This is a genomic window from Mycobacterium sp. FW102-FHT13B02 (assembly GCF_058790275.1).
The window spans coordinates 14,910-35,475 of sequence record NZ_JBYTCM010000015.1 but is presented as its reverse complement, the minus strand read 5'-3'; the positions used below and the strand labels follow the sequence as shown (position 1 = coordinate 35,475).

Below are 20,566 nucleotides of genomic sequence, written 5' to 3'. Positions count from 1 at the left end.
GTGCCATAACGGCCCCGCATCACAGACCAGCGCTCGCAGCCTTCGGGTGGCGCGCGCCCCGCAGTAGACGAAACGAAGAACAGAGGAACACCAACGATGGCAGCCGATAACGCCACGTACGCAATCGTCAAGACTGGTGGCAAGCAGTACAAGGTTGCCGTCGGTGACGTGGTCAAGATCGAGAAGCTCGACGTTGAGCAGGGCGCCTCGGTGTCGCTGCCCGTCGCTCTCGTGGTCGAGGGTGCGAAGGTCACCACCAGCGCCGACGCGCTGGCCAAGGTCGCTGTCACCGGTGAGGTGCTCGAGCACACCAAGGGCCCGAAGATCCGTATCCACAAGTTCAAGAACAAGACCGGCTACCACAAGCGCCAGGGCCACCGTCAGCAGCTGACGGTCGTCAAGGTCACCGGCATCAAGTAAGTAAGGGAGCGAACAGACATGGCACATAAAAAGGGCGCGTCCAGCTCTCGTAACGGTCGCGATTCAGCCGCCCAGCGACTGGGCGTCAAGCGCTTCGGCGGCCAGGTCGTCAAGGCCGGCGAGATCCTCGTCCGTCAGCGCGGCACCCACTTCCACCCGGGCGTGAACGTCGGTCGCGGTGGCGACGACACTCTGTTCGCCACGGCCGCCGGCTCGGTGCTGTTCGGCACCAAGCGTGGCCGCAAGACGGTCAACATCGTCCCGGCAGAGGTCTAACCTTTTCCCACGAGGTGTGAAGCTGCCACGAGGTTTCGCCTCGTGGCAGCTTTTCTTTTTCTCCGGGGCGAGCGAAGCGACGGGGAAACGGTTTGTGATGGAGAGGACGTCAGATGGCACCCCGGTTCGTTGACCGTGTGGTGATCCACGCGCGCGCCGGTAACGGCGGCAATGGCTGTGCGTCGGTACATCGGGAGAAGTTCAAGCCGCTCGGTGGGCCCGACGGCGGCAACGGCGGTAAGGGCGGCAGCATCGTGCTGGTCGTCGACCCGCAGGTGCACACCCTGCTCGACTTCCACTTTCGTCCGCATGTCGACGCGCCCTCCGGTAAGCCCGGCGCGGGCAGTAACCGCGACGGTGCGGCGGGCGCCGATCTCGAGGTCCACGTGCCCGACGGCACCGTCGTCCTCGATGATCAGGGCCGGATGCTGGCTGACCTGGTCGGCGCCGGTACCCGCTTCGAGGCCGCCGCCGGTGGCCGCGGCGGGCTGGGTAACGCCGCGCTGGCCTCGCGGGCGCGCAAGGCGCCAGGTTTCGCGCTGCTGGGGGAGAAGGGCGAGGTCCGCGATCTCACCCTCGAACTCAAGACGGTTGCCGATGTCGGCCTGGTGGGCTTCCCGTCGGCCGGTAAATCCTCTCTGGTGTCGGCCATTTCGGCTGCCAAGCCGAAGATCGCGGACTACCCGTTCACCACGTTGGTGCCCAACCTGGGTGTGGTCTCCGCTGGTGACAACACCTTCACCGTCGCCGACGTTCCGGGTCTGATCCCCGGCGCCTCGGAAGGCCGCGGCCTGGGCCTGGACTTCCTGCGTCACATCGAACGCTGCGCCGTGCTGGTCCACGTGGTGGACTGCGCGACGATGGAACCGGGCCGCGACCCGATTTCCGACATCGAGGCGCTCGAGGCCGAGCTGGCGGCGTATACGCCGACGCTGCAAGGGGATTCGACGCTCGGCGACCTGGCCGAGCGGCCGCGCGCGGTGGTGCTCAACAAGATCGACGTGCCGGACGCACGCGAACTCGCCGATTTCGTGAAAGAAGAGGTGGCGGCCAAGTACGGCTGGCCCGTCTACGAAATCTCCACGGTCAGCCGAGATGGCTTGCGCCCGTTGACCTTCGCCATGTGGGACATGGTCGCCGCGTACCGGGCCGCACAGCCCGTGGTGGCGCCGCGGCGCCCCGTCATCCGGCCCGTCGCGGTCAATGAGAGCGGCTTCACCGTCGAATCGGACGGTTTCGGTGGCTTCATCGTGCGCGGCACCCGGCCGGAGCGCTGGATCGCGCAGACGGCCTTCGACAACGACGAAGCAGTCGGCTACCTCGGCGACCGGCTGGCCCGGCTGGGTGTCGAGGACGCGCTGATCAAGAAGGGCGCCCGCGCCGGCTGCGCGGTCACCATCGGCGACGTCACGTTCGACTGGGAGCCGCAGACGCCCGCGGGCATCGACATGCAGATGTCCGGTCGCGGCACCGATATTCGCCTGGAGCAGACCGACCGCATCGGGGCCTCGGAACGTAAAGCGGCCCGTAAAGACCGCCGCCGGTCGGCGGAGGATAGCGAGGGTCCAGGGGACGAGTCGTGACGACTCGCCCGGAACCCGTCGTCTCGGCGCATCGCGAGGCCGTGCGCACCGCGCGCAGCGTCGTCGTCAAGATCGGCACCACCGCGCTCACGGCACCTAACGGCATGTTCGACGCGGGCCGGCTGGCCACGCTGGCCGATGCCATCGAGAAGCGGATGAAGGCCGGCTCGGACGTCGTGATCGTGTCCTCCGGCGCCATCGCCGCCGGTATCGAGCCGCTCGGCCTGACCAAGCGCCCGACCGACCTCGCCACCAAGCAGGCCGCGGCCAGCGTCGGGCAGGTGGCCCTGGTCAACGCGTGGAGCGCGGCGTTCGGCCGGTATGACCGGACCGTCGGTCAGGTGCTGCTCACGGCGCACGACATCGCCCAGCGGGCGCAGCACAACAACGCCCAGCGCACGCTGGACCGGCTGCGGGCGCTGCACGCGGTGGCGATCGTCAACGAGAACGACACCGTGGCCACCAACGAGATCCGGTTCGGCGACAACGACCGGCTGTCGGCCCTGGTGGCACAACTGGTCGGGGCCGACGCACTGATCCTGTTGAGCGACATCGACGGGCTTTACGACGGCGATCCCCGCAAGGCGCCCAAGGACAATCCGGCCCGCTTCATCCCCGAGGTCGCCGCGTCGGGCGACCTCGACGGCGTGTCGGCGACCGGCGGCAGCCGGCTGGGCACGGGCGGCATGGCGTCCAAGCTGTCGTCGGCACTGCTCGCGGCAGATGCGGGTGTTCCGGTGCTGTTGGCGGCCGCCAGCGACGCGGCTGCCGCGCTGACCGACGCCTCGGTGGGCACGGTGTTCGCCGCCCGCCCCGAGCGCATGTCGGCTCGGCGGTTCTGGGTGCGCTATGCGGCGGAGACGACGGGGACGCTGACTCTGGACGCCGGTGCGGTGCGGGCCGTCGTCGGGCAAAGGAAATCGTTGCTGCCGGCGGGCATCACAGCGGTGTCGGGCCGCTTCCACGGCGGCGACGTCGTCGAACTGCATGGTCCGGACGGCACCGCGGTGGCCCGCGGGGTCGTGGCCTACGACGACTCCGAGCTCGCTGGCATCATTGGGCGGTCCACTCCCGAGCTGCCCGTGGAGCTGCGCAGACCTGCGGTTCATGCCGACGACCTGGTAGCAATTTGACGTCGACTTTGTGTGTATTTGGCTAGAATCACGGCCTCATTCTGTGTTTTGCCTGTTAGAGAAGCCATGCCTATTAAATTAGGGTTATGCTGCCTTTGACACCTGCGCAGCAAACAGAATTGGGGGGGCGATGGCGAGACAGTCCGTACTGGCGGTCGGCGCGCATCCCGACGACATCGAACTTGGCTGCGGCGGCGCGCTGGCAAAGCATGTAGCGGCCGGCGACAGGGTCACCATGCTGGTGGTGACCCGCGGCGAAGAAGGGCCGGGCGAATCGCAGGAGCGGGTGAATGAGCAACTCCGTGCCGTCGAGGTGTTGGGTGTCCACGAGCTGCTGTGGGGCCAGGGTTTCGGCGACTGCCGCGTCTCGCTCCAGGAGTTCGAGCTGGTGCACCTGATCGAAGATGCCATCGAAAAGTCTGCTGCGACAATCGTTTACACCCATACGGCCAACGACAGCCACCAGGATCACCGAGTGGTTTCCCGCTGCACCCTCGGTGCCGCACGGTGGGTGTCGTCGATCATGACCTACGGCGGACCGTCGGCAATCGGCTTCAATCCGACGGCCTTCGTGGACATCTCGGATGCGCTGGACAAGAAGATCGAAGCCCTCATGTCGCACGTGTCGCAGGCCGAGGCCAGCGAAAAGGTCAGTGCCTCCTGGGTGCGCAGTTCAGCTGAGCACTACGGCTTCCTGTGCCGCCGGGCGTTCGCCGAAGGTTTCGAGCCGGCCCGACTGGTCGTCGATTTCTGACCCGGTGCCGACCTTTCTCATTGTCGGAGCGGGTCCGACGGGGCTGGGCGCTGCTGTCCGCCTGACCGAACTCGGCATCGACCACCTCGTGGTGGACGCCGGCGATCAGGTCGGGGGCATGGCAGCCTCGGTTCGCGACGCGCACGGTTTCACGTGGGATCTCGGTGGCCATGTGCTGCACAGCCACTTCGCAGAATTCGACCGGGCGGTCGCCGCTTCCGGCGTCAAGATGAACGATGTCGCCCGGAACGGTTGGGTGTGGTTGGACGGCAGCGGACCGCATGCCCTGGTGTCGACGCCCATTCAGCAGCAACTCACCGAGCTGCCGACCGATCTGTACCCGGACGCACCGCTGCACAACCTCGCCGACTATTACCGGAACAATTTCGGTGGCAAACTTTTCGACGAGTTTTTTGGCCCCTACAACTACAAGATGTGGACGGCCCCGCTCGAACAGATCGACCACGAATGGACGTCGCTGCGCAGCGGCAGTGCCGCGCCGAACGTGCCGCGCCTCGGTTTGGCCGGCTCGGCAACCGCGCCTGCGGGCAGTTTTCCGTACCCGATCGGCGGCACCGGCGCATTGTGGCAAGGGGTGTACGACCAGATGCTGGCGCCCGAGACGGTCCGGCTGGGCACCCGGGTGGTCGACATCGACATGGCTCGGCGGCTGGCGACGCTGGACGACGGCTCGACCGTCGCGTACGAGCACTGCGTCAGTTCAGCGCCCCTGACCACCGCGTGGGACTGGCTCGGTGGGGCGGGCGCTGAGGGAACACCCCGGCGAAACACCCTGTGCGCCAGCCGTATCTACGCGGTCGGGCTCGGCTACCGCGGTCCGGCACCGGCGGCGCTGGCCGACAAGACCTGGCTGTACTGCCCGGACCGGGGCGTGCCCTGGTACCGGGCCACGATGCTGAACAACTATGACCCCGCCAACGCCGGCGCCGGCCGCTGGAACGTGCTGTGCGAGGTGCCTTTGCTGCCCGGGCAAACGCTGACCGGTGATGACGCGGTGCGGCGCACCGAGGAATCACTGCGGGCACTGGGCGCCGAGTCCGAATACGTGGTCAGCCGGTTCGTGCAGGAGGTGCCGATGGGCTATCCGGTGCCGACGCTGGGCCGCGACGACATCGTGCGGACGCTCGACGAGCGGCTGCGCAGCCACGGCTTCTACAGCCGGGGCCGCTTCGGCGGTTGGCGCTACGAGTCGTCCAACCAGGATTACGGGTACATGCAGGGCCGGGAGGCTGTGGACAACGCGCTGTCGGGGACGCCCGAGGACGTCTACTGGCACCCGGACAGGTTCTGAGCCGGCAGTTCGTTCGTCAGTAGCGCCAGGATTTCCGAACACCCGCTGTCGATCTTCACCGTCGCCAGCTCGTCGCCGCGGGTAGGGCCCCGGTTGATGATCGCGACGGGCATCCCGGCGGCGGCCGCGTGCCGGACGAAGCGGTAGCCCGAGTACACCGTCAGCGACGATCCCGCGACCAGCAGTGCGTCGGCGTCGTCGACCAGGGAGTAGGCCTGCTGCACGCGGTCTTTCGGCACGCTGTCGCCGAAGTACACGATGTCGGGTTTGAGGATGCCGCCGCAGCTGGGGCAGTCGAGGTACCGGAAGGTCGTGGTGTCCTCGACCGTCGCGTCGGCGTCGGGAGCCACGCCGATGCTGCCGACCTGGGTGGCGACCCGTTCGGTGAAGCCGGGGTTGAGTCGTTCCAGCTCTTCGGCCAGCGCGGCCCGGGTCATGGTGCGCCCGCAGCGCAGGCAGATCACCCGCGCGTAGGTGCCGTGCAGGTTGACCACCGTCCGGGACCCGGCTTTGGTGTGCAGCAGGTCGACGTTCTGAGTGATGACGCCCGTGACCACACCGGCCTGTTCCAGCGCGGCGATGGCGCGGTGGCCGACGTTGGGCCGGCGGGCGGCCATGTGCCGCCAGCCGATGTGGTTGCGGGCCCAGTACCGCTGCCGGAAGGCCGGACCGGACAGGAACTGCTGGATGGTCATCGGATTGCTCGGCGGCGAGTCCGGCCCGCGGTAATCCGGAATGCCCGAATCGGTGGAGATGCCGGCGCCGGTCAGCACGGCGAGACGCCGGTGGGCCAGCAGATTGACCAGTTCAGGAGCCTGCACGCCATCGAGGGTAGGCCGTCCACGGTGTTGCGCGACGTGTCGGTGCGACAATCGAGTCGTGGACTTCTATTCCGCCTATCGGCACGGATTCGTCCGCGTTGCCGCGTGCACGCACCACACCACGCTCGCGGACCCCGCGACCAACGCCCAGTCGGTGGTGCGCCTGGCGCGTGACTGCCACGACGACGCCGTGGGGTTGGCGGTGTTCCCGGAGCTGACGCTGTCGGGGTACTCGATCGAGGACATCCTGCTGTCGGACACGCTGTTGGAGTCGGTGACCGGGGCGCTGGAGACGATCGTCGAGGCGTCGGTCGAGTTGCTGCCGGTGCTGGTGGTCGGTGCGCCGCTGCGGTACCGCCACCGCATCTACAACACCGCGGTGGTGATCCACCGCGGATCGATCCTCGGCGTCGTGCCCAAGTCGTACCTGCCGACCTACCGCGAGTTCTACGAATCGCGGCAGGTAGCGGCCGGTGATGACATCACCGGGACCATCCGGGTGAACGGTGTCGATGTCCCGTTCGGCAGCGACCTGTTGTTCGCCGCCGCCGACCTGCCGAACTTCGTTCTGCACGTGGAGATTTGCGAAGACATGTGGGTGCCCGTGCCGCCGAGTGCGACGGCCGCGCTGGCCGGCGCGACGGTGCTGGCCAACCTGTCGGGCAGCCCCATCACCATCGGGCGCGCCGACGACCGCAAACTGCTGGCCCGCTCGGCGTCGTCGCGCTGCCTGGCGGCGTACGTCTATGCGGCGGCGGGGGAGGGCGAGTCGACCACCGACCTGGCGTGGGACGGCCAGACCATGATCTACGAAAACGGTGTGCTGTTGGCCGAATCCGAGCGTTTCCCGCGTGGGGAGCGCCGGTCGGTCGCCGATGTCGACACCGAGCTGCTGGCCGCCGAGCGGTTGCGGATGGGCACGTTCGACGACAACCGGCGCCAGTTCGCCGACCGGACCTCGGACTTCCGGCGCATCGAATTCACGCTGTCCCCGCCGATGGGCGACATCGGCCTGCTCCGCGCGATCGAGCGGTTCCCGTTCGTGCCGTCGGATCCACAGCGGCTGCAACAAGATTGCTATGAGGCTTACAACATCCAGGTGTCCGGACTGGAGCAGCGCCTGCGAGCACTCAACTTCCCGACCGTGGTGATCGGGGTGTCCGGTGGGCTGGATTCCACCCATGCGCTGATCGTCGCGGCCAAGGCGATGGACCGGGAGGGCCGGCCGCGCAGCGACATCCTCGCCTTCACCATGCCCGGCTTCGCGACCGGCGACCGCACCAAGAGCAATGCCACCGCGTTGGCCAAGGCACTCGGAGTCACGTTCTCCGAGTTGGACATTCGGGACACTGCACGGCTGATGCTCGCCGAGATGGGGCACCCGTTCGCGCGTGGTGAGGCCGTGTACGACGTGACTTTCGAGAACGTGCAGGCCGGGCTGCGCACCGACTTCCTGTTCCGGCTGGCCAACCAGCGCGGTGGCATCGTGCTCGGGACCGGTGACCTGTCCGAGCTCGGGCTGGGCTGGTCCACCTACGGCGTCGGTGACCAGATGTCGCACTACAACGTCAACGGCGGCGTACCGAAAACCCTGATCCAGCATCTGATCCGATGGGTGATCTCGTCGGGACAGTTCGGCGGCGACGTCAACGATGTGTTGCAGTCGGTGCTGGACACCGAGATCACCCCGGAACTGGTACCAGGCGCTGACGTGCAGAGCAGCCAGGCCAAGGTGGGTCCGTATGCGCTGCAGGACTTTTCGCTGTTCCAGGTGCTGCGGTACGGGTTCCGGCCGTCGAAGATCGCGTTCCTGTCCTGGCATGCGTGGCGGGATGCCGACGCAGGTGACTGGCCCGCCGGCTTCCCCGACGACGAGCACGTGGCCTACTCGCTGGCCGACATCCGGCGCTGGCTGAAAGTCTTTGTCCAGCGGTTCTACTCGTTCAGCCAGTTCAAGCGGTCGGCGCTGCCGAACGGGCCGAAGGTGTCAGCCGGCGGCGCGCTGTCCCCGCGCGGGGACTGGCGAGCGCCGTCGGACATGTCGGCGCGCATCTGGCTCGATGAGATCGAGCGCAACGTGCCGGAGGCCTGAGCCGGCGTCGCTTTCGACGCACATCTCGGCGTCAGAACGGTGGTGAGCTGTCGCCGTCGATGAGTTGTTGGGCGAGTTGGAGTTTGGCGTCGGGGGTTGATGCGGACTCCAGCAGTTCGGTCCAGTTGAGGGCGCGTTCGCGCCGGATGTGCCGGGAGCGGTCGTCGGTGCGGGTGCGGCGGCGGGTGGGCATCATGAGGTCGCGGTCGGGGTGGTCGCTGCTGGTCGCCACTGGTGCTGGTGGCGGTGGTGGGGTGGGGAAGTGTTTGTCGGGGAACAGGATTCGGCTCCCGGGCACGGTGGTGTAGGTGTGGCCGGTTGGTGCGGTCCAGGAGATGGTGCCGTCGGGGTGCTGGCGGGTGTGCCATCCGTTGGCGCCGGTGTAGAAGGTCTTGGCCAGGTGGTGTTTGCGGCACTTGGGGGTCAGGTTGCCCGGATGGGTCGGTCCGGCCGGCCACGGGATGGTGTGGTCGAGGTCAACGTCGACAGCGGGGCGGTCGCAGCCGGGGTGCATGCAGGTCAGGTCCCGCATGCGGACATAGGTGGCGAGCCCGGTCGATGGCCGGTAGTGCGGCTGCCCATCGGGCGGAACCGGGGGTGTCACAACATTTTTCACCGTGGCGCCGCGGGCGGCGAGGTCAGCCAACAGCACGGCGGGGATGACGGGCCCGCCGGACAGGTGCCCGATGGCCTTCTGGTCGATGACAGGTGCGGGTTCGGGTCGGGGTGCTAGTGCGTCGGCGACGGGGGTGGCGGCCGTGACCGGGGGCGTGACCTCAGGAGCGTCGAGCAGGGGGTCGCTGATCGGTTGTGGCGCAGCGTCGGTCAAGACGTGAATGATGACCGCTGCGGCGCGGGCATCAGTGCCGGCCGCGGGGCAGTCGGGGTTGGCGCAGTGGCACGGCAGTCGATCGCCGCGGGCAGCCAGGATGCCGAGGGCGTCGGCGCGGCGCTGGCTCAGCGTGCGCGGGTCGTCGTCGCAGACCTCACGTGCCATGGCGGTGAGGGTGCGGTCGAGGAGTTCGGCGTCGGTGGCCAGCAGCAGGCCCCAGATGGAGGTGACGCCGGCGGGGTCACCGGGCTTGCCGAATTCGACGTCGCGGCCGCGGACGGCGTTGCGGGTGCGGCGGACGGCAGCGGGGTCGAATTTTTCAATCCAGCTGTCGATCTGCCCGATGGTGTCGGCTTTGGACAGGGGTCCCCAGTCGCGTGCGGCGCCGGCCATGGCGGTGTCGATGAGGGCGAGGGTGGCCGGGTCTTGGACGTGCTCGGTGTGCCAGCAGATCTGGGTGACCAACCCGAGGGACAGGTCGCCCGCGGCGAGTAGCGCCCCGACCTGGGGGGAGGCGGTCGCGCAGGGTCAGGGCGAGTTGCATCTGGCTGGCGGCGTGCCAGCGGTTGATGTTCAGGGCGGCGCCGATCTCGCTGGCCGCGGCGTCCCAGCCGTCGCACGCCCACAGGTCGCGGTCTTCGTAATCGGTGCAGCGGCGATAGGTGAGTTCGGCGATGGCGGCCAGCCGGCTGGCCGCCGCCCCGGCTTCGGCACGGGTGGCGCTGGTCATCGAATCGACCAGGGCGGCGTCGTCGGCTTCCTTGGCTTCGATGACCAACTGATCGAACATACTTTCGACTCTAATTACCGCGCCGGACCCGCGCCGGACCCGCGCCACAAGAGAATTTCCAGCCTGTGGATAACTTTCCACGGCCTAGAAGTGGGTCAGGCGGCCGCGAGAACGTTGGGTTCATCAAGGTCGTCGTCAGCCGGGCGCTGGGACCGCGCCGCTGCGTGCACGACCAGTGCGAAGGCGACGGTGATGGGAATGACCGGTCCGTCCATGCCGCCGGCGAGCACGGCGTCGGCAACGGTGAAAGCCGGCGGCACGATCTGTGCGTACAAGCTGGCGGCCGTCGGTGCGGCGGCGAAGCTCCACAGGATCCAGCGCCACTGCCGTTCGCGCACCGTATCGCCGATGGCCCGCGCCCGGAACACCCCGCGCGCCGCGAGTGCGATGACGATCCACGCCGGCACCAGGTGGAAAAGGACCAAGGCGTGCGGGATCGGCGCAGACAACCGGACGACCAGGGTCGTGTAAGCGAGCGAGCCGGCAACCGCCAGCGCGAGGGCGAAGAAGTACGCGCGCCGCGGGGCGGACGCGACGGTCGCATCCGGAGCCGAGCGCTGAGTCAGCATGAAGGCGAAGACGGCGGTCGCGGGTGCGGCGACGCCGAGGATGATGGAGCCCACGCCGATGTTGGTCAGCAGGTCGTGCTGCGGGATCAGCGGTTGTATCCCGATCCAGATCACGCGCAGCAGCGGCGCAGTCATCATCAGTGCGATGCCGTACGTCATCCAGGCCTGGTGGGTGATGACGTCGCGGCGGCGGATTGCGTACACCGCGTACCAGGCGCTGCCGAGCGTGCCGATTGCCAAGGCGCGCAACTGAGTTTCGAACGCCGGCCCGATGAAATGCTGCGCAGCCGGTGTGACATACAGAAACACCAACGCCGTCAACATGCTGACCGACATCAGCGCGAGATACGCCCGGCCGGTCCACCGGTGGAGCGCGGGCCGGCGGGCGCGCAGCTTCGGTGAGAACTGAAACAAGCCCAGCGCCAAGGCAAGTCCGGCCAGCGTGGTGTGGACCATGAGGACCATGCGATGTTCGGCGTAGGCGCCGTGGCGGACCGATTCGACGGACCCTTCACCGACCGCGTAGGCGCGACCGTTGATCAGCGTGTTGACCGAGTCCTGCCAGCGCGACATTTCGGGGGCGAACAGCGGCCAGGTGTAGTTGAGGGCAAGCGGCACGTAGAAGACGGCGATGGCGACCGTGAGCAAGAAGAATCTCCGCGACACAGCGATTCCTTTGTGGTCGTCCGTCAGATCGTCAGATTGTAGGGCCACCGGTCGCGTGCCTGCAGTATTTGCTGCGTCAGGGTGGGGTCGTGGGCGATGGGCAGGGTGATCGGCCAGGCCGGGGCTCGTCAGGGCGCCGAACCCAGCGCATCCTCGATGGCCTCGTCGTACGGTGCGCAGTTGCCGGCACCGGGGACCAGGGTGGCCAGCGCGCCCGCCGTCACGGCCCGCAGGAGAGCGTGCTCGGGGTCCGTTCGCCAGCCGGCGGCCAGCACGCCGGCGAAGACGTCACCGGCGCCGGTGGTGTCGACCGCCTCGACCTCGGGTGCGGCGATGTGCGTCTCGCCTTCGGCGGTGCGGTGCACGGCGCCGTCAGCGCCGCGGGTTATGACCAGATGCGCGACGGGCCAATGCCACCCCGCGGCTTCGGTTTCGTTGACGATCACCACGTCGGTGGCGGCGGCCAATGCAGCGAGGGCGTGCGGGTCCGCACCCGGAGGGGAGGCGTTCAGCACCACCGTCGCGCCACTGTCCTTGGCCAGCCGGGCCGCCGCCAGCGCGGTGGCCGGCGGGATTTCCAGCTGCAGCAACAGCACATCGCAATCGGCGACGACCGCTCGAACCTGGCGTGAGTCCAGGGTCAGGTGCGCGTTGGCGCCCGGTGCCACCACGATCATGTTCTCGGCGCTGCTACCGACCATGATCGCCGCGGTGCCGCTGGGGACCGGCAGGCTGACCGCGCCGTCGAGGCCGACGCCGTTGTCCTGCAGGTGCTTTCGCAAGGCACCGCCGGTGGCATCGTCGCCGAGTGCGGCGACCAGCTGGACATCAGCACCGGCCCGGGCCGCGGCGACGGCCTGATTACCGCCCTTGCCGCCGGGCTCCGAATGCAACGACGACGCCAGCACCGTCTGCCCGGGCCCGGGCAGACGGGCCAGACCGAACACCAGGTCCATATTGACGCTGCCCACGACGGTGATGCGAGTCACGGGGCCACGGTAGCCCCGACCGGCCTGAACCGCAGATACCTCGTTACCCTGGGTTAATGAGTGTGCACGCAGCTACGGACACTGATCTGCGCCAGCAGGTGCATGACGCCGCCCGGCGGGCCCGGGTCGCATCCCGCACGCTGGCCACGCTGACCACTCAAGCCAAGAACCGCGCCCTGCACGCTGCCGCGGACGCGGTGCTGGCCGCCGCGGACCTGGTGCTGGCCGCCAACGCCGAGGACATCGCGGCCGCGCGCGCCGCCGGTACCGCCGAAGCCATGATCGACCGGCTGGCCCTGAACCCGCAGCGGCTCGACGGCATCGCCGCCGGACTGCGCCAGGTCGCCGGACTGCCGGACCCGATCGGTGAGGTGTTGCGCGGCAGCACCCTGCCAAATGGCCTGCAGCTTCGGCAGCAGCGGGTGCCGCTCGGCGTGGTCGGCATGGTCTACGAGAGCCGGCCCAACGTGACCGTCGACGCCTTCGGCCTTGCCCTCAAGTCCGGCAACGCTGCGCTGTTGCGCGGCAGTTCGTCGGCCGCCCACTCCAATCGGGCACTGGTCACGGCGCTCCGTGCGGCACTGGCCGCCGAGGGCCTGCCCGAGGACGCGGTGCAGTTGCTGCCCAGCGAGGACCGGGCCAGCGTCACCCACCTGATCCAGGCCCGCGGTCTGGTCGACGTGGTGATCCCGCGTGGCGGCGCCGGCCTCATCGACGCCGTGGTGCGTGACGCCACCGTGCCGACCATCGAGACCGGTGTCGGCAATTGCCACGTCTACGTCCACGAAGCGGCTGATCTCGACATGGCCGAGAGCATCCTGCTGAACTCCAAGACCCGCCGCCCCAGCGTGTGCAACTCGGCCGAGACCCTGTTGGTCGACCGGGCCATCGCCGACACCGCGCTGCCCCGGCTGGTCACAGCCCTGCAGGACGCCGGGGTGACGGTACATCTGGACCCGAGCGAGGACGAGTTGCGCGCCGAGTTCCTGTCGCTGGACATGGCGGTGGCCGTGGTCGACGGTGTCGACGGTGCCATCAGCCACGTCAACGAGTACGGCACCGGGCACACCGAGGCCATCGTCACTACCAATCTCGCTGCGGCCCAGCGCTTCTCCGAACAGGTGGACGCCGCCGCGGTAATGGTCAACGCGTCGACCGCCTTCACCGACGGCGAGCAGTTCGGCTTCGGCGCCGAGATCGGCATCTCGACCCAGAAGTTGCACGCCCGCGGCCCGATGGGGCTGCCGGAACTGACATCCACCAAATGGATCGTGTGGGGCGACGGCCAGACCCGGCCTGCATAGAGGAGAAAAACTTGAGTACACCCGCTCGCTCGGTGCCGCTGTTCGCGGACATCGATGACGTCGCCAAGCGACTCGCCGAAACCGGATACCTGCCCGATACCGCAACGGCCACCGCGGTTTTCCTGGCCGACCGGCTGGGCAAGCCGTTGCTGATCGAAGGACCGGCCGGTGTCGGCAAGACCGAACTGGCCCGGGCCATCGCCCAGTGCACCGGTTCGGAGCTGGTGCGGTTGCAGTGCTACGAGGGGGTCGATGAAGCCCGCGCGCTATACGAGTGGAACCACGCCAAGCAGATCCTGCGGATTCAGTCAGGCCAGCAGTCGGGTGACTGGGACCAGACCAAGATGGACGTGTTCAGCGAAGAGTTCCTGCTGAGCAGGCCGCTCCTGACGGCCATCCGGCGGACCGAACCCACCGTGCTGCTGATCGACGAGACCGACAAGGCCGACATCGAGATCGAAGGCCTGCTGCTGGAGATTCTGTCGGACTTCGCCGTCACCGTGCCCGAACTGGGCACCATCAAAGCGCAGCAGACGCCGCTGGTGGTGCTGACCTCGAACGCCACGCGGGAGCTGTCGGAGGCGCTCAAGCGGCGCTGTCTGTTCCTGCACATCGATTTCCCGGACCCCGACCTGGAGCGGCGCATCCTGCTGTCCCGGGTGCCCGAGCTGCCCGAGAAGATCGCCGACGAGCTGGTCCGCATCATCGGCGTGCTGCGCGGTATGCAGCTCAAGAAACTGCCGTCGGTCGCCGAGACCATCGACTGGGGCCGCACGGTTCTGGCGCTGGGCATGGACACCCTGGACGACGCGATGATCGCCGCCACGCTGGGTGTGGTGCTCAAACACCAGTCCGATCAGCAGCGTGCTGCCGGCGAGCTGAAGCTCAACTAGGGAAGCGAGCCATGGCCGTCGCCCGCACCCCCGCGCAACCGCTTGCCCCGCAAGGTATTCCGGGCCACCTGGTGGGCTTCGTCGAAGCCCTGCGCAAGGTGGGCATCAACGTCGGGCCGTCCGAGACCGTCGACGCCGGACGGGTGATGGCCACCCTGGGGCTCGGTGACCGCATGGTGCTGCGTGAGGGGCTGGCCTGCGCGGTGCTGCGCAGGCCCGACCACCGTGAGACCTACAACGCGTTGTTCGACCTGTGGTTCCCGGCGGCCATGGGGGACCGGGCCGTGCTTGAACTCGACGACGAAGACGATCCGGACAGCCGGCCCGACCGGATACCGCCCGAGGACGTCGAGGGCATGCGCTCGGCGCTCCTCGATCTGCTCTCCGACGCCGACATGGCCAACCTCGACGACCGCCTGATGGCGATGATCGCGCAGATCGTCGACGCCTACGGCAAATACAACTCGAGCCGCGGTCCGTCGTACTCGTCGTACCAGGCGCTCAAGGCCATGGGGCTCGACCAGCTGGAAGGCAAGCTGCTGGCCGGCCTGCTGGCGCCGTACGGTGACGAGCCGACACCCACTCAGGAACAGATCGCCAAAGCAATTGCCGCGAAGCGTATTTCGCAGCTGCGACATATGGTCGAGTCGGAGACCAAGCGGCGCACAGCCGAGCAGATCGGCCGCGACCACGTGCAGACCTACGGCATCCCGCAGCTGGCCGAGAATGTCGAATTCCTCAGGGCATCAGGCGAACAACTGCGCCAGATGCGCAATGTCGTTGCGCCCCTGGCCCGTACGCTGGCCACCCGGCTCGCCGCCCGTCGGCGTCGTTCTCACTCCGGCCAGATCGACCTGCGCAAGACGCTGCGTAAGTCGATGTCGACCGGCGGCGTGCCCATCGACGTCGTCCTCAAGAAACCGCACCCGGCGCGCCCTGAACTGGTGGTGCTGTGCGACGTGTCCGGCTCCGTCGCGGGCTTCAGCCACTTCACGCTGATGCTGGTCCATGCGCTGCGTCAGCAGTTCTCGCGGGTGCGCGTCTTCGCCTTCATCGACACCACCGACGAGGTCACCGAGCTGTTCGGGCCCGATGCCGACCTGGCCGTGGCAGTGCAGAAGATCACCCGCGAGGCGGCGGTCTATACGCGGGACGGGCACTCGGACTACGGCCACGCCTTCGTCTCGTTCATGGACAAGTGGCCGGGTGCGCTGTCGCCTCGCACGGCGTTGCTGGTGCTCGGCGACGGCCGCAACAACTACCGCAACCCGCAGGCCGACCTGCTGGCGCACATGGTCAATGCCAGCCGCCATGCGCACTGGCTCAACCCCGAGCCCAAGCACCTGTGGGGCAGCGGGGACTCGGCGACGGCCAAGTACCAGGACGTCATCACCATGCACGAATGCCGGTCCGCCAAGCAGCTCGCCGCGGTGATCGACAACCTGCTGCCCGTCTAGCCCGCGAGGTCCTGCCCCCGAGTTGGCTCCGAACACTGCCGTAAGCTGGCCAATCGTGACTCGACGCAGGCTGGGAGTGATGGGTGGGACCTTTGATCCCATCCACCATGGACACCTCGTCGCGGCCAGCGAAGTCGCCGACCTGTTCCAGCTCGACGAAGTGGTGTTCGTGCCCACCGGACAGCCCTGGCAGAAGCGGGACCGGCACGTCACCGCCGCTGAGGACCGGTATCTGATGACGGTCATCGCCACAGCTGCCAATCCGCGCTTCTCGGTCAGCCGGGTCGACATCGACCGAGGCGGTCCCACCTACACCAAGGACACGCTGCGCGACCTGGCCAGGCAGAACCCTGACACCGACCTGTTCTTCATCACCGGCGCCGACGCGCTGGCCTCGATCCTGTCCTGGCAGAACTGGGAGGACATGTTCTCCACGGCCCGGTTCGTCGGCGTCAGCCGGCCCGGCTACGAGCTGGACGGCAAGCACATCGAGGAAGCACAGAAAGAACTGCCACCCGACGCCCTGACCCTGGTCGAGGTGCCCGCGCTGGCCATCTCGTCGAGCGACTGCCGTCGCCGCGCCCAGGCCAACCGGCCCATCTGGTACCTGGTGCCCGACGGCGTCGTCCAATACGTATCCAAACGGAGGCTCTACCAGGCCGCGAACCAGCAGGAGAACACATGACGGCCACCCCCGAAGCCCTCGACATGGCGACGGTCGCCGCCCGTGCGGCCGCCGCCAAGCTCGGCGAGAACATCCGCGTCATCGACGTGTCGGACCAGTTGGTCATCACCGACTACTTCGTGATCGCCTCCGCGTCCAACGACCGCCAGGTCAACGCCATCGTCGACGAGGTCGAGGAGAAGATGCGCTGGGCAGGCCACAAGCCGGCCCGCCGCGAAGGCGCCCGTGAGGGCCGCTGGGTGCTGCTCGACTACGTCGACATCGTCGTGCACATCCAGCACCAGGAGGAGCGCGAGTACTACGCGCTGGACCGGCTCTGGCGGGATTGCCCGACCGTCGAAGTAGACCTCGAGGGTGAGCTCCCGGTGAACCCCGACGGCGACGCGTCGGACGAGGACGGCGAGTGAGGAACCGGCGGCTCCTGCTGCTGCGTCACGGCCAGACGGAGTACAACGCCACCAGCCGAATGCAGGGCCAGCTCGACACCGACCTCAGTGATCTGGGCCGGGCCCAGGCAGTCGCCGCTGCCGAGGTGCTGGCCAAGCGGCAGCCACTGGTGATCGTGTCGTCCGATCTGCGCCGTGCCCTCGATACCGCGACCACGCTGGGCGACCAGGCCGGCATGCCGGTGTCCGTCGATGAGCGGTTGCGCGAGACGCACCTGGGCGACTGGCAGGGCCTGACGCATCAGGAGGTCGACGCCGTCGCACCCGGCGCGCGGCTGGCCTGGCGGGAGGATGCCCGCTGGGCGCCGCACAACGGCGAGAGTCGGGTGGACGTCGCGAATCGTAGTCTGCCGGTGGTGATCGAGCAGCTGCGCAAGCTGCCCGAGTGGGGCGTCGACGAGGTCGACCGCCCAGTGGTGCTCGTGGCGCACGGCGGCCTGATCGCGGCGCTGACCGCCGCCCTGCTGGACCTCCCGGTGGACAACTGGCCGGTGCTCGGCGGCATGGGCAACGCCAGCTGGGTACAGCTGTCGGGACACAGCGCCGGACTGGCCGACGGCGATCCTGTGACGTGGCGCCTGGACGTCTGGAACGCCTCGGCTCAGGTGGCCAACGATGTCCTCTGACCGTCCTGTCCTGCTCGTCTTCTGCGACTCGTTGTCCTACTACGGCCCGACGGGCGGCCTGCCGTCCGACGATCCGCGCATCTGGCCGAACATCGTTGCCTCCCAACTCGGTTGGGACCTGGAGCTGATCGGCCGGATCGGCTGGACCTGCCGCGACGTGTGGTGGGCGGCGACCCAGGACCCGCGTTCCTGGGCGGCGCTACCGAAGGCCGGCGCGGTGATCTTCGCGACGTGCGGCATGGACTCCTTGCCGTCGCCGTTGCCGACGGCACTGCGGGAGCTCATCCGCTACGTGCGTCCGTCGTGGCTGCGCCCCATCGTGCGGGACGGCTACGGCTGGCTGCAGCCGCGGCTGTCGCCGATCGCCCGGCCCGCGCTGCCGGCGCACCTGACTGTCGAATACCTCGAAGAAACCCGCGGGGCAATCGATTTCAACCGTCCCGGTATTCCGTTCGTCGCGACGATTCCGTCGGTGCACATCGCGGAGACCTACGGGAGCTCGCACCGGTGGCGCGACGCCACGGTGGCGGCGATCACCGATTGGGCTGACGCGAAGGAGATTCCGGTCGTCGACCTCAAGGCCGCCGTCGGTGACGAGGTGATGTCGGGCCGGGCGAATCCGGACGGCATCCACTGGAACTTCGAGGCGCACCGCGCGGTTGCCGAACTCATGCTCAAGGGGCTGGCCGAGGCCGGTGTGGTGTCGCAGCGGACTGACGACTAGTCATGACCGTGGTGGTGGTCACGGACTCGTCGGCCCGGCTTGACCCGGATCAGTTGAAGCGCTGGGACATTCGGGTGGTCCCCCTGCACGTGCTGCAGGACGGTATCGATTACCAGGACGGGGTCGACCCGATTCCGCAGGACATCCAGGACCGGTCGCACGTGTCCACCGCGGGCGCGGCGCCCGCGGATCTGACCGACGTCTACACGCAGGCGCTGGCCGACAGCGGCGGCGACGGCGTGGTCGCGGTGCACCTGTCGGCCGGCCTGTCGAGCACGTTCAGCGCCGCCGCGGCCGTCGGCCGGGAACTGGGTCCTGCCGTGCGCGTGGTCAATTCACGATCGGCGGCCATGGGGGTCGGGTTCGTCGCCCTCGCCGCGGCCCGGGCCGCGGCGGCCGGAGCGGACCTTGACGCCGTTGAGGCGCAGGCCCGGTCGGAGTCCGGCAAGCAACACGGTTTCATCGTCGTGCATCGGTTGGACAACCTGCGCCGCAGTGGCCGCATCGGCACGGCCGCATCCTGGTTGGGCACCGCGTTGTCGCTGAAGCCGTTGCTGCAGTTGGACATCGACGGCCGACTGGTGCTGGATCAGCGGATTCGGACCGTGGCCAAGGCGCATGCCGCGCTGATCGACCGGGTGACCACGCTGGTCGGTGACCGGCCTGCAGCCATCGCCGTGCACCACGTCGACAATCACGACGACGCCGCGTCGATCGGTGCCGCCCTGACTTCCCGTCTGCCCCAGGTCGAATCACTCGTGGTGACCGACATGGGGCCGGTGCTGGCGGTGCACGTCGGCTCCGGGGCTGTCGGCGTGATCGTCAACTTGCAGGAGCAGCGCCACCCGGGTCAGTGACCCGGGCAGGCCCACCGCACCCCGGTGGTTGGTCAACCGGCTGAGAACGGCATTTCCCTAGCCGGCGAACCGTCCGGTGACCGGCGGCAGGTCCTTCAGGGTCAGGATGCCCGGCGCGGCGGCAACCACCGCGGGCACCGCGTTGGTGACCGGCAGCGCGGTGTAGATCATGCCGAGCCCGTTGAGGCTGACCTCGCTCCAGTCCTTCGACGGCAGGCAGTACACGACGGTGCGCATGTTGGGCACGCCGAACACCTGGATCACATGGCCGTGCGCGACGGGCTTCGGCGGCGTGACGTGTTCGCCCATGATCCAGTTGAAACCGACGCTGACCACGTTCTTGTCACCGACCCAGCCACGGTGATAGCCGTAGACGCTGGCCACGGTGCCCTTCGGGATCTGCATGAACCCCAGGTCGGAGTCTTCGGTCGCGGGGGTGAAGGTGACGTCGAACGTGATGTTGTCCAGCTTGGCGCCGATGGCGTCGGCCATCATCGCGGCCGACTCGGCGAACACTTCGCTCTCCAGGCGCACGCTCTCGGCCAGCCCGGGGGTCTCCGGGTCCTTGCCGAAGCCCATCGCGGCCATGGTTCCCGCCGACTCGTAGACGCCGCAGTCCACCGACTCGGTGATGCGGATTTCGTCGACGCTCTCGCACGCGCTGGACAGCACCATGCCCATCATGTTCGTCAGGCCAGGGTGTGCGCCGCTGCCGAAGATCGTGGAATTGCCTGCCTCGCAGGCCTTCTGGATGCGCGCCAGATCTTCGGGGGACTGCTTGCCGCCGGTGATCCAGGCCGCGCTGGAACAGACGTTGATGCCGGATTCGAGCAGGCGGACCAGTTCGTCGACGCTGGGCCAGATCGGGTTGTAACAGCAGGCATCCGGCTTGAGGGCGACCAGTTCCTCGATGTCGTTGGTGGCCTTGATGCCGGTGGGCTCCGGCCAGCCGGCGAGATCGGCGGCGTCGACCCCGACCTTGTCGGCACCGTACGCGTAGACGCCCACCAATTCCATGTCGTCACGAGCGATGATCGCGTGCAGGGATCGCTTACCGATGTTGCCGGTGGTCCACTGGATGACGCGGAGCGGTCGGTCGTTGGTCATGGATGCCTCCTCGTTGGGGCTGTGCGCTTTCGCTAGACACTATGCCGCAGGTGTCTACCCGACGTCGGGGGTCCCGGCGGCCGGACGATTCGTCGCATTGTCGAGATGCAAGACAGATTGACAAGTCCTCTCATCCGGACGCCATGAGCTGGCGATCTCTGAAACGGCTATGAATCAATTATGAAATTGACATGGCGATCATTATGCGTCGCATATGAGTATCTCGACAC

The 20,566-nt window shown here is 68.0% G+C and carries 20 protein-coding genes and 1 pseudogene; 15 read left to right on the top strand and 6 right to left on the bottom strand.

Annotation, left to right across the window (positions count from 1 at the left end; genetic code table 11):
- Positions 1-96: 96 nt before the first annotated feature.
- The 6 genes from rplU (at position 97) to AC3WTE_RS22325 (ending at position 5,478) form a co-directional block, all read left to right on the top strand.
- Complete coding sequence (gene rplU / locus AC3WTE_RS22350; RefSeq protein ID WP_459369077.1) at positions 97-420, top strand: 50S ribosomal protein L21; 324 nt, start codon at positions 97-99, stop codon at positions 418-420.
- Between the two features lie 18 nt (positions 421-438).
- Positions 439-696, top strand: coding sequence for a 50S ribosomal protein L27 (rpmA, locus tag AC3WTE_RS22345; RefSeq protein WP_043394256.1), 258 nt, complete (start codon positions 439-441; stop codon positions 694-696).
- A 113-nt stretch (positions 697-809) separates the two neighbouring features.
- The gene (obgE, locus tag AC3WTE_RS22340; protein WP_492441010.1) at positions 810-2,279 is read left to right on the top strand and encodes a GTPase ObgE; all 1,470 of its coding nucleotides are present in this window, start codon (positions 810-812) and stop codon (positions 2,277-2,279) included.
- Positions 2,276-3,412 (top strand): glutamate 5-kinase, encoded by a 1,137-nt coding sequence (gene proB / locus AC3WTE_RS22335; RefSeq protein ID WP_492441008.1) that lies wholly within the window; start codon positions 2,276-2,278, stop codon positions 3,410-3,412. The genes obgE and proB overlap by 4 nt, the downstream gene beginning before the upstream one ends.
- A 130-nt stretch (positions 3,413-3,542) precedes the next feature.
- Positions 3,543-4,166 carry a PIG-L deacetylase family protein gene (locus AC3WTE_RS22330; protein WP_492441007.1) on the top strand — a complete coding sequence of 208 codons (624 nt, stop codon included), beginning with the start codon at positions 3,543-3,545 and terminating at the stop codon, positions 4,164-4,166.
- Between the two features lie 4 nt (positions 4,167-4,170).
- On the top strand, positions 4,171-5,478 hold the full coding sequence (locus AC3WTE_RS22325; protein WP_492441005.1) for a protoporphyrinogen/coproporphyrinogen oxidase: 1,308 nt from the start codon (positions 4,171-4,173) through the stop codon (positions 5,476-5,478).
- On the opposite strand, the gene AC3WTE_RS22320 is transcribed toward AC3WTE_RS22325, so the two are convergent.
- The gene (locus tag AC3WTE_RS22320) at positions 5,454-6,299 is read right to left on the bottom strand and encodes an NAD-dependent protein deacetylase (protein ID WP_492441003.1); all 846 of its coding nucleotides are present in this window, start codon (positions 6,297-6,299) and stop codon (positions 5,454-5,456) included. The two genes, AC3WTE_RS22325 and AC3WTE_RS22320, sit on opposite strands and share 25 nt — an antisense overlap.
- A gap of 58 nt (positions 6,300-6,357) precedes the next feature.
- On the opposite strand from AC3WTE_RS22320, the gene AC3WTE_RS22315 reads away from it, so the two are divergent.
- The gene (locus tag AC3WTE_RS22315; protein ID WP_492441001.1) at positions 6,358-8,391 is read left to right on the top strand and encodes an NAD(+) synthase; all 2,034 of its coding nucleotides are present in this window, start codon (positions 6,358-6,360) and stop codon (positions 8,389-8,391) included.
- A 31-nt stretch (positions 8,392-8,422) separates the two neighbouring features.
- Here AC3WTE_RS22315 and AC3WTE_RS22310 read toward each other — a convergent pair whose 3' ends face one another.
- The 4 genes and pseudogenes from AC3WTE_RS22310 to AC3WTE_RS22295 all read right to left on the bottom strand — a co-directional run bounded on the left by AC3WTE_RS22310 (position 8,423) and on the right by AC3WTE_RS22295 (position 12,237).
- Entirely contained in the window at positions 8,423-9,688 is a 1,266-nt protein-coding gene (locus AC3WTE_RS22310; RefSeq protein WP_492440999.1) for an HNH endonuclease signature motif containing protein, read from the bottom strand.
- Positions 9,689-9,794: 106 nt separating this feature from the next.
- Positions 9,795-9,953: pseudogene (locus AC3WTE_RS22305) on the bottom strand (hypothetical protein); the annotation flags it as partial.
- Between the two features lie 155 nt (positions 9,954-10,108).
- Entirely contained in the window at positions 10,109-11,248 is a 1,140-nt protein-coding gene (locus AC3WTE_RS22300; RefSeq protein ID WP_492440997.1) for a DUF2306 domain-containing protein, read from the bottom strand.
- A gap of 128 nt (positions 11,249-11,376) precedes the next feature.
- Positions 11,377-12,237, bottom strand: coding sequence for a ribokinase (locus tag AC3WTE_RS22295; protein ID WP_492440995.1), 861 nt, complete (start codon positions 12,235-12,237; stop codon positions 11,377-11,379).
- Positions 12,238-12,293: 56 nt separating this feature from the next.
- Between AC3WTE_RS22295 and AC3WTE_RS22290 the strand changes: the two genes are divergently transcribed.
- The 8 genes from AC3WTE_RS22290 (at position 12,294) to AC3WTE_RS22255 (ending at position 19,229) form a co-directional block, all read left to right on the top strand.
- Positions 12,294-13,541, top strand: coding sequence for a glutamate-5-semialdehyde dehydrogenase (locus AC3WTE_RS22290; RefSeq protein WP_492440994.1), 1,248 nt, complete (start codon positions 12,294-12,296; stop codon positions 13,539-13,541).
- Between the two features lie 11 nt (positions 13,542-13,552).
- On the top strand, positions 13,553-14,434 hold the full coding sequence (locus tag AC3WTE_RS22285) for an AAA family ATPase (RefSeq protein WP_029105383.1): 882 nt from the start codon (positions 13,553-13,555) through the stop codon (positions 14,432-14,434).
- A gap of 11 nt (positions 14,435-14,445) precedes the next feature.
- A complete protein-coding gene (locus AC3WTE_RS22280) occupies positions 14,446-15,891 on the top strand; it encodes a vWA domain-containing protein (protein WP_492440992.1) in 1,446 nt (481 codons plus the stop codon).
- A 70-nt stretch (positions 15,892-15,961) separates the two neighbouring features.
- Positions 15,962-16,576: a nicotinate-nucleotide adenylyltransferase gene (nadD, locus tag AC3WTE_RS22275; RefSeq protein WP_492441171.1), complete on the top strand. Its 615-nt coding sequence runs from the start codon at positions 15,962-15,964 to the stop codon at positions 16,574-16,576.
- Positions 16,573-16,983, top strand: coding sequence for a ribosome silencing factor (rsfS, locus tag AC3WTE_RS22270; protein WP_492440990.1), 411 nt, complete (start codon positions 16,573-16,575; stop codon positions 16,981-16,983). The genes nadD and rsfS overlap by 4 nt, the downstream gene beginning before the upstream one ends.
- Positions 16,980-17,648, top strand: coding sequence for a glucosyl-3-phosphoglycerate phosphatase (gpgP, locus tag AC3WTE_RS22265; protein ID WP_492440989.1), 669 nt, complete (start codon positions 16,980-16,982; stop codon positions 17,646-17,648). Before rsfS ends, gpgP begins: the two co-directional genes overlap by 4 nt.
- Positions 17,638-18,372, top strand: coding sequence for a diglucosylglycerate octanoyltransferase (gene octT / locus AC3WTE_RS22260; RefSeq protein WP_492440987.1), 735 nt, complete (start codon positions 17,638-17,640; stop codon positions 18,370-18,372). The genes gpgP and octT overlap by 11 nt, the downstream gene beginning before the upstream one ends.
- 2 nt (positions 18,373-18,374) lie before the next feature.
- Positions 18,375-19,229, top strand: a complete 855-nt coding sequence (locus tag AC3WTE_RS22255; RefSeq protein ID WP_492440985.1) for a DegV family protein — start codon at positions 18,375-18,377, stop codon at positions 19,227-19,229.
- A gap of 57 nt (positions 19,230-19,286) precedes the next feature.
- Here AC3WTE_RS22255 and AC3WTE_RS22250 read toward each other — a convergent pair whose 3' ends face one another.
- Positions 19,287-20,336 carry an NAD(P)H-dependent amine dehydrogenase family protein gene (locus AC3WTE_RS22250; protein ID WP_492440983.1) on the bottom strand — a complete coding sequence of 350 codons (1,050 nt, stop codon included), beginning with the start codon at positions 20,334-20,336 and terminating at the stop codon, positions 19,287-19,289.
- Between the last annotated feature and the right edge of the window lie 230 nt (positions 20,337-20,566).

Excerpts from the sequence above, each read along its gene's own strand:
- rplU (WP_459369077.1), top strand. The coding sequence starts at position 97 with ATGGCAGCCGATAACGCCACGTACGCAATCGTCAAGACTGGTGGCAAG.
- rpmA (WP_043394256.1), top strand. The coding sequence starts at position 439 with ATGGCACATAAAAAGGGCGCGTCCAGCTCTCGTAACGGTCGCGATTCA.
- obgE (WP_492441010.1), top strand. The coding sequence starts at position 810 with ATGGCACCCCGGTTCGTTGACCGTGTGGTGATCCACGCGCGCGCCGGT.
- AC3WTE_RS22330 (WP_492441007.1), top strand. The coding sequence starts at position 3,543 with ATGGCGAGACAGTCCGTACTGGCGGTCGGCGCGCATCCCGACGACATC.
- AC3WTE_RS22290 (WP_492440994.1), top strand. The coding sequence starts at position 12,294 with ATGAGTGTGCACGCAGCTACGGACACTGATCTGCGCCAGCAGGTGCAT.
- AC3WTE_RS22280 (WP_492440992.1), top strand. The coding sequence starts at position 14,446 with ATGGCCGTCGCCCGCACCCCCGCGCAACCGCTTGCCCCGCAAGGTATT.
- rsfS (WP_492440990.1), top strand. The coding sequence starts at position 16,573 with ATGACGGCCACCCCCGAAGCCCTCGACATGGCGACGGTCGCCGCCCGT.
- octT (WP_492440987.1), top strand. The coding sequence starts at position 17,638 with ATGTCCTCTGACCGTCCTGTCCTGCTCGTCTTCTGCGACTCGTTGTCC.
- AC3WTE_RS22255 (WP_492440985.1), top strand. The coding sequence starts at position 18,375 with ATGACCGTGGTGGTGGTCACGGACTCGTCGGCCCGGCTTGACCCGGAT.
- AC3WTE_RS22250 (WP_492440983.1), bottom strand. The coding sequence starts at position 20,336 with ATGACCAACGACCGACCGCTCCGCGTCATCCAGTGGACCACCGGCAAC.